The organism is Streptomyces sp. NPDC007205 (genome assembly GCF_040634095.1).
GTDB lineage: Bacteria > Actinomycetota > Actinomycetes > Streptomycetales > Streptomycetaceae > Streptomyces.
Genome location: NZ_JBEYEW010000099.1, coordinates 1 through 6,701 on the forward strand (window position 1 = coordinate 1; position 6,701 = coordinate 6,701).

At 69.6% G+C, this 6,701-nt stretch carries 6 protein-coding genes; 3 read left to right on the forward strand and 3 right to left on the reverse strand.

Features of this window, described 5'->3' with window-relative positions:
* Positions 1–60 precede the first annotated feature (60 nt).
* The 3 genes from ABZ624_RS41530 to ABZ624_RS41540 form a co-directional block, all read right to left on the reverse strand.
* Positions 61–804: a hypothetical protein gene (locus ABZ624_RS41530; RefSeq protein ID WP_360100689.1), complete on the reverse strand. Its 744-nt coding sequence runs from the start codon at positions 802–804 to the stop codon at positions 61–63.
* A 99-nt stretch (positions 805–903) separates the two neighbouring features.
* Positions 904–1,671, reverse strand: coding sequence for a hypothetical protein (locus ABZ624_RS41535; protein WP_360100692.1), 768 nt, complete (start codon positions 1,669–1,671; stop codon positions 904–906).
* A 633-nt stretch (positions 1,672–2,304) separates the two neighbouring features.
* Positions 2,305–3,255, reverse strand: coding sequence for a hypothetical protein (locus ABZ624_RS41540; RefSeq protein WP_360100695.1), 951 nt, complete (start codon positions 3,253–3,255; stop codon positions 2,305–2,307).
* A gap of 437 nt (positions 3,256–3,692) precedes the next feature.
* Between ABZ624_RS41540 and ABZ624_RS41545 the strand changes: the two genes are divergently transcribed.
* The 3 genes from ABZ624_RS41545 to ABZ624_RS41555 all read left to right on the forward strand — a co-directional run bounded on the left by ABZ624_RS41545 (position 3,693) and on the right by ABZ624_RS41555 (position 6,577).
* Positions 3,693–3,968, forward strand: coding sequence for a hypothetical protein (locus tag ABZ624_RS41545; RefSeq protein ID WP_360100698.1), 276 nt, complete (start codon positions 3,693–3,695; stop codon positions 3,966–3,968).
* Entirely contained in the window at positions 3,968–4,366 is a 399-nt protein-coding gene (locus ABZ624_RS41550) for a hypothetical protein (RefSeq protein ID WP_360100701.1), read from the forward strand. The genes ABZ624_RS41545 and ABZ624_RS41550 overlap by 1 nt, the downstream gene beginning before the upstream one ends.
* Positions 4,367–4,738: 372 nt before the next feature.
* Positions 4,739–6,577: a pentapeptide repeat-containing protein gene (locus ABZ624_RS41555; RefSeq protein WP_360100704.1), complete on the forward strand. Its 1,839-nt coding sequence runs from the start codon at positions 4,739–4,741 to the stop codon at positions 6,575–6,577.
* Positions 6,578–6,701 lie beyond the last annotated feature (124 nt).

A 6,701-nucleotide genomic window follows, 5' to 3' on the forward strand; every position in this document is an offset into this window, starting at 1 on the left:
GGATCCTCCGCAAGGCCAGACTCAGCCCGAACGCACTCACGTCAACCACAAAGGCCATCCTCACCCTGCAGGCTCACCGTTGAAAAGGCTCCAGGCCTCGCCCTGCTCGTACAGGGCCTGTTCGGCGGCCTCGGCGCGAGGGCCGGTGAGGAAGCGTCGGGCTGCGGCGGTTGCTATCCGGAATCGCTTCGCCGCATGCCATGCCTCGTCCTGGTCCAGGACCTCCGCGACACGCAGGAGGTGCTGTTCGTCGGGCTTCAGCAGGATGTCGGTCCGTCGGTAGCCGGCTCGTACGGCCTCCGCTTTCTCCAGCAGGGCCTTCTCCGGTGCGGTGCTGGTCGCGGCCACCACCAGCCGCCACAGGCCGAGTGCGGCGCCATGCCGCACGAGCGGGAGCAGATCGGTGAGGAAGGTGTCGGTGAAGGGTTCGGCCTGGGCGATGGCTGTTGTCACCGCATCCGTGAGCAGGCGGCCCTGGTAGTCCCGGTGGGCGCGCGGGTGCTGTCCGGGCAGTTGCAGGGAGACGGCCCGGGCCCGCTGCAGCAGGCTGGCAGGTGCCCGGACCCGCAAAGGGACGTCGTGTCTGGGGTCGCCTCGCCAGCGCGGCGGCCGCGGGTAGCGCAGCACGGTCGAGACGTGGGTGATCCGGTCCTCGGGCTGCCCCTGTTCCTGCGCGGCAACGTGCTCGGTGAGCAATTCGCGGATCGTCGCATCCCGCGACGTCCCGCGCCGGGCCATGACCCGCGTCAAGGCATCGAGGGCGCTGGGTGCGATACGCACGTTGGTCTCTGCGTTGCCAGACATCTCCCCCCTCCCCTGCTCTCCTGCCGATGCGCAGCACTCGGCCATCGCCCAGCGGTCCTACGTTTTCCCCTCCGGCGGGCCGGGCCAGTCGGAGTGCGGTCAGCGGGCCCGGGCACGCGCGGCGTAGTGCTCCTGCAGTCGGTTGAGCATGGTGTGACAGTACTCGGCCAGCGGCCGGTGCTGGTCCTCGTCGATGACGAGGGCGACGGTGTGGACTCCGTCGGCTCCCGGTATGGCCGCACGCGGCTGAGAGGCGCGCAGGTTGGGCCAGTAGCGGCCGTGCGCGAACCCGGAGGCCGCCCGCCAGGCTGCGCCCACCCTGACCGCGGTCAGGCCGGCGGTGGGCGCGGCAGCAAGCACGATCTGGTGGGTCCCGGGTCTGGTGAGCGGGGGCAGGCCGAGACGGCCGGCAATGCCCTGTACCTCGGCGCGGCGCTGCGCGCCGCTCATACCGCCGCCGGAGGGCTGGTGGCCGGTGTCCGTCTCGTGCTGCTGGCGGTTGCGCATGTCCTCGTCCCACAGCGACAGCGCGCGGCGCCGGCGCTCGGCCCGGCCCGGGCCGTCGAGGAGCCACAGGGCGGTGGCGAAGTTCTCCAGGGCGCCGCGCAGTAGCGTCCAGGGGCTGGTCGGGTCGACCTCCCCGGCCGCCGTCAGGCGGCGCAGCGCGTCGGTGTGGGCCAGGCCGGCGGTGTAGGAGCTGCGAATCAGGTGCGCGCCAGCGTACGGGCCCAGCGGGGCGTCGTCGGTGGCCAGGCTGCTGGCCGGATCGGGTGCAGGCAGCTGCCGGTAAGCGCCATCACCGCGGGCCTGCTCGATCGCGTGGAACAGCGGCAGAAGGTAGGCGCCCCGGAAGGCCTGCGTGCTCATGCCCAACAACGGTAGAACGCAAGGGCCGCGCGAGGTAGCCGTTTTGATGCGCTAGGCCGAGGCGCGCCGGTGACGGGCGGGCGTGGCAAGTTCCAGCCGTCCTCGTCCTCGGTGCGGGAGCCGCGCTTTCTGGCCAGTACTCGCAGGTAGCGGTACGGGAGCCAGGATGGTGGCGGCATGATCGCGGGTGTGTTATGCGACGACAAGCCCGCTTGCGTGCGGTGGGAGATCCTGATGCACGAACGGTTCAGCGACGTGTGGATCTGCAAAGACCTCGGCCGAGCGACCACCAGTGCGGACCCCGCCAAGCTGGGCCGGACCGTACTCGCCGCCTACCTCGCCGGCCGGGACAGCCAGGGCGAAACGTTCCGCGTCGACGTCCGCACCGACCGCGAAGGCCACGTCGTCATCACCGCCGACCAACCCGGCCGTCCGCCAGGCACTGCCCGCCTACCTCCGCAACGCCCTCACCTGACGACGGGCCCACGACGACCACATCGCCCGTCCTGCCCCGGCCGCTCACCGGCTCGAACCATCCCTGCCCGCCCTCAGAGGCGGCGCGCCCACGCCGAGGCGCGGACTCTGGGGGACGGGCTGGCCGCCGAAGGCCACGGCTCTGGGCGCCGGAAGGCATCACTCGTCGCCCATGATCGACCGGAGTTGTTCGGTGAATGCCTCGTCCTCTGCGGCGCCCGGGGTGCGCGTGTAGGTGCACACCAGGCACTGTCCGTACCCGACCCGGCCGAAGACAGGATCGAGGCCCTCCACGCAAAACGTCTCGTGCCCGCAGACGGGGCAGGTGTCGAGGTCGTGTCCATCCGGGTTGTGCTTCGGGTGGTAGGCGTTGGGGTTGGCCACGTTCTCGGCGCGCCGGGTGGCTTCCTCCTCCCCGATCCGTTCGAGGTACTCGGCAGCTCGTTTCTGGGAAGCCGCGTCCTCTGCCTGCGCGATCTGCTGGATCCGGTCCTGCTGCTCCTCTCCCATCACTCCAAGGCTCCTGTGGCCGTCGAGGGCCAGCAGGGCCTCGATGTGGCGATGCTGCAGAGCTCCTGCGCCGCGGCCGTGGCGGGCCGCCTGACTGGCCTCGATCCCGTTCTGGAGCGTGCGCACATCAATCCGGGTGTGTGACGAGAGACGAGGCGCCTGGAAGAGCGAATCCATGTCGCCCTGGAGGATGTCCGGCATCGGATGCTCGTCAGGCACGCAGACGACAGGCACGCAGACGATGCCGTCCGTGGCCGGGATGTGTTCCTCGATCACCCTGAGCAGCGCGCTGGCCGACAGGACCCGTCCCTTGCGGTCCACCTCCTTGCCCGGCCACTCGGAAGCGACGATCGCAGCCAGCCCGTTGGACAGCGCCTGGTCGAAGACGCCCTCCCGGCCCGCCATAAACGGAGCGAAAGGGTCATCGCCTGTCGAGGCAGGAGCGGCGAAAGGGTCCTTGGGGTCGGCGGCTACCGCACCGTCATGCCGTGTCTCGCGCAACTCCGCGGCCAGCACGACGGCGCACCGGGCGAATTCTTCAGCTCGCTGATCCCTCATGGACAGCATGTTGCCGTGGGCCACCCAACTCAGGTAGGCCACCTGCGGCAGGGGCTCCCGTCCCGGCTCGGGGGTTACACGGAACGGGAGCCCTCCGTCCATATTCCTCGCCGTACGGGCCGGGCACACGGCCAGCACGCGGGTCCGGCTGCAGCGGTGCCTGCTTCCCGGTCGGCGCAGAGATCCATGGGTGGCGCGAGCCTGACCTGGCCATTCACTGCCGAGCGCCCAGGCCGAGCGCGACCCGGACCTCCTCCCTAGCGTGCCAGCACGGCACGGGCATGATGCGGCTGTCGTGCATGGGCCCCGTCCCCCGGCGCCGGGCATCAGCTAGCCCGTACCTCAAGCGCACATCTCGCGTACTGACTGCGTGCCCTCTCCGGAACAAGACGTGGGCGAGGGCCGGTCGCGGGGCTCCCGGAGCATGCCGCCGTACGTTTCCTCTACCTGCAGTAGAGGGGCGCGCTAGAGTGAGGGATATGGCAGCAGACGAGACGAGCATCAAGGTGAGCACGGCCGCGCGGGACCGGCTCGCCCAGCTGGCCGCCGAGCACGGCACCACCATCCGCAGCCTGGTAGAGGACCTCGCGCAGGGCACTCCGACGCAGGCCGAGTACGCCGAGCGGGCCGAGCTCGCCCGCGCCGAGCTCGCCTCCGCCCTCGGCCACGCGCCGAGCCCGGAGGCTGAGGCGAAGGCGAAGGCCCTGCTGGAGCGTCTTGGCGGCGCCTCGCACACCCCGCGGGCGGCCGCGTAGTGGCGGCGATCGCGGTCGTCTTGGACCACACGACCGCCGCGGCGCTGTTCGACCCGAAGGACCCGTTCAACGAGGCGGTCGCCGCCTTCTACGTCCAGGCCTCCGGCGGACTCGGTGACCTGTACGCGCCGGTGCTCTCCCTGACGGCCGGCGACGCCGAACGGCCGGGCCTGCTCGGTTACATCAAGGGCTTGCGGTTCATCCGGATCGAGGCGTTCGACACCGACGCCGCAGTCACCGCCACCGAACTGCTGCGGTTCGGGCACTCCTGGGCCGCCGTCCATGCCATCCACGCCGCCCGCCCCTCCGCCGCCCACCCCGCCGGGCGGTACCTGCTCACCCTGACCCCCAAGGCATACGCCGGCACCGGCGTCCAAGCCGTCCACCCCGACCAGTAGCCGTCGGCCGCCCCAGCGGCAGACAACGGTCGCCCCCGCCTGCCCTGCCGCCGCGATCGTCGCTTCGCCCCGGGTCTGGCCCGCCGGCGCCTGACCCTACTCAAGGGCGCGGCGCAGCAAACGACGCGGGCGCGGCTGAACCGTCGTGGCGAGCGGGATCGGCACATCGCGGTGTTGACCGGTCCGGCCTCGCGGCTGCCAGGGCGCTTCGCCGCGGCGCGGGTCCCGCAGGCCGCGGGGGAGAGCTCAGAAGTCGCTCACTCAAAGCCGCTGGGCGAGCACACCGTGATCCACCGGGGAGCACATTCAGTGGGGACCTGCGAAGTGGGCGGTCTGAGCAACTGCCCGACCGTTCCTGATCGTCTTCTAGGCATGGCTCACCCGAACCCTGTACCGCCCCCACCGTCTGCGTGGCAGTGCTGCGGCCATGGCGCTGACGCGGAGGACCCGGTCGGCTGCCGCGGCGTCCCGGTTCCTGGTAACGGCGCATGTCTGGCCCATCTAACCGAGATCGATCGGGACACCTACCTTGATGGTCTGGCCCCCGGTACCGACATCGATCACCGTGGCACACCGTTCACCGAACCGCTCCTCGAAGCCCTTCTCCGTGCTCTCCACGACCCCACGATCGGAAAACCCCACTTCGGGGCCTCCGCGTTCCAGGAGGCGCAGTTCTACGGCGACGCCTCGTTCCGGGAGGCACAGTTCTCCGGGACCGCCTCGTTCCACAGGGCGGAGTTCTTCGGCGACGCCGATTTCGTCGAGGCGCGGTTCTTGGGCGACGCCGGGTTTCATAGGGCGCAGTTTTCCGGTGACGCCTTGTTCGACGAGGTGCAGATCTCCGACGACGCCGAGTTCGACGAGGTGCAGTTCTCCGGCGAGGCCAGGTTTTACGTCGCGCAGTTCTCTGGCTACACCTCGTACAACGCAGCTAGGTTCTCGGGCGACGCCCGGTTCTACATGGCGCGGTTCACCGGCGAGGCCAGCTTCCGCATGACCCACTTCTCCGGTGACGTCTGGTTCTACGGGGCGCAGTTCTCCCACAACGCTGGCTTCTCCGGGACACGGTTTGCGGCGATGCCACACTTCGGGCCGGTGCTGTGCGCGAGGGAGGTTGATCTATCCGGTGCGGTGTTCGAGGTGCCGGTGACGTTGGAGATCGCGGCGCGTCGGATCTGGTGTGCCAGGACCCGGTGGGAGTCGACAGCTGCCCTGCGTTTGCGCTACGCGCTTGTGGATCTCAGCGATGCGGTTTTGTCTTCACCCGTGGCGGTCACCACTCATCCCGCCCCCTTCGAGGTCATGGACACGGTGGCCGATGAGAGCCTCCTGGAAGGTGCCGGGAGCGGGGTGCGGGTGACCTCGGTGCGCGGGGTGGATGCTATGCACCTGGTCCTGACCGACGTCGATCTGAGCGATTGCCTGTTCTCCGGGGCCTTCCACCTCGACCAGCTCCGCCTGGAAGGCCGTTGCGTCTTCGCCCTCACCCCCACCAGCCTCCAACGGCCCATACGGCTCTCCCGCTGGACCCGCCGACGTACCTTGGCCGAGGAGCACCACTGGCGCGCGCGAAACGCCGACCAGCCCGATCCGGCCTCGTACGAAGACCCCTCCCCCCGTCACTGGCGCATCGGGCCGCATCACCCCGACCCCCACTTCACCCCCGACCCGGAAGATGTGGCCGCGCTCTACCGGCAACTGCGAAAGGCGTTCGAGGACGGCAAGAACGAGCCAGGTGCCGCCGACTTTTACTACGGCGAGATGGAGATGCGCCGTCACGACCGCACCGGAACCCCGCCCAGCGAACGCTTCCTGTTGTGGGGGTACTGGCTGCTCTCCGGTTACGGCCTGCGCGCATTGCGCGCCCTGGGCTGGCTCGCTGCCGCCATGCTCGTCACCATCGTGCTGCTGATGGGCTTCGGCCTTCCGAACGACTCCCCGAAGCAGAATGTGGCCGGCACTGTGCCGCCCGGCGGAGGCAAGGTCACTTTCGAAATCAACAAGACCGACCCGCAGAACCCCACCGGGGACAGGTTCACCGGCAAGCGTTTCGAGAAGTCCCTAAACGTGACCCTCAACTCGGTAGTGTTCCGCTCCTCCGGCCAGGACCTGACCACCAGCGGCACCTACATCGAGATGGCCTCCCGCGTGGCCGAACCTGTCCTGCTGGGCCTGGCAGTCCTGGCCGTCCGGAACCGCGTCAAACGCTGACCTGCGCCACCACGGGCCCACCTCTGAGAACGGTTCTGGCCGCAGTTCCGTGAAACTCATGGTCGAGTGAGTATCCGGATCCGGAGGAGCCGGAAGGACGCCCGGTTGTACATGCTCCTTTTGA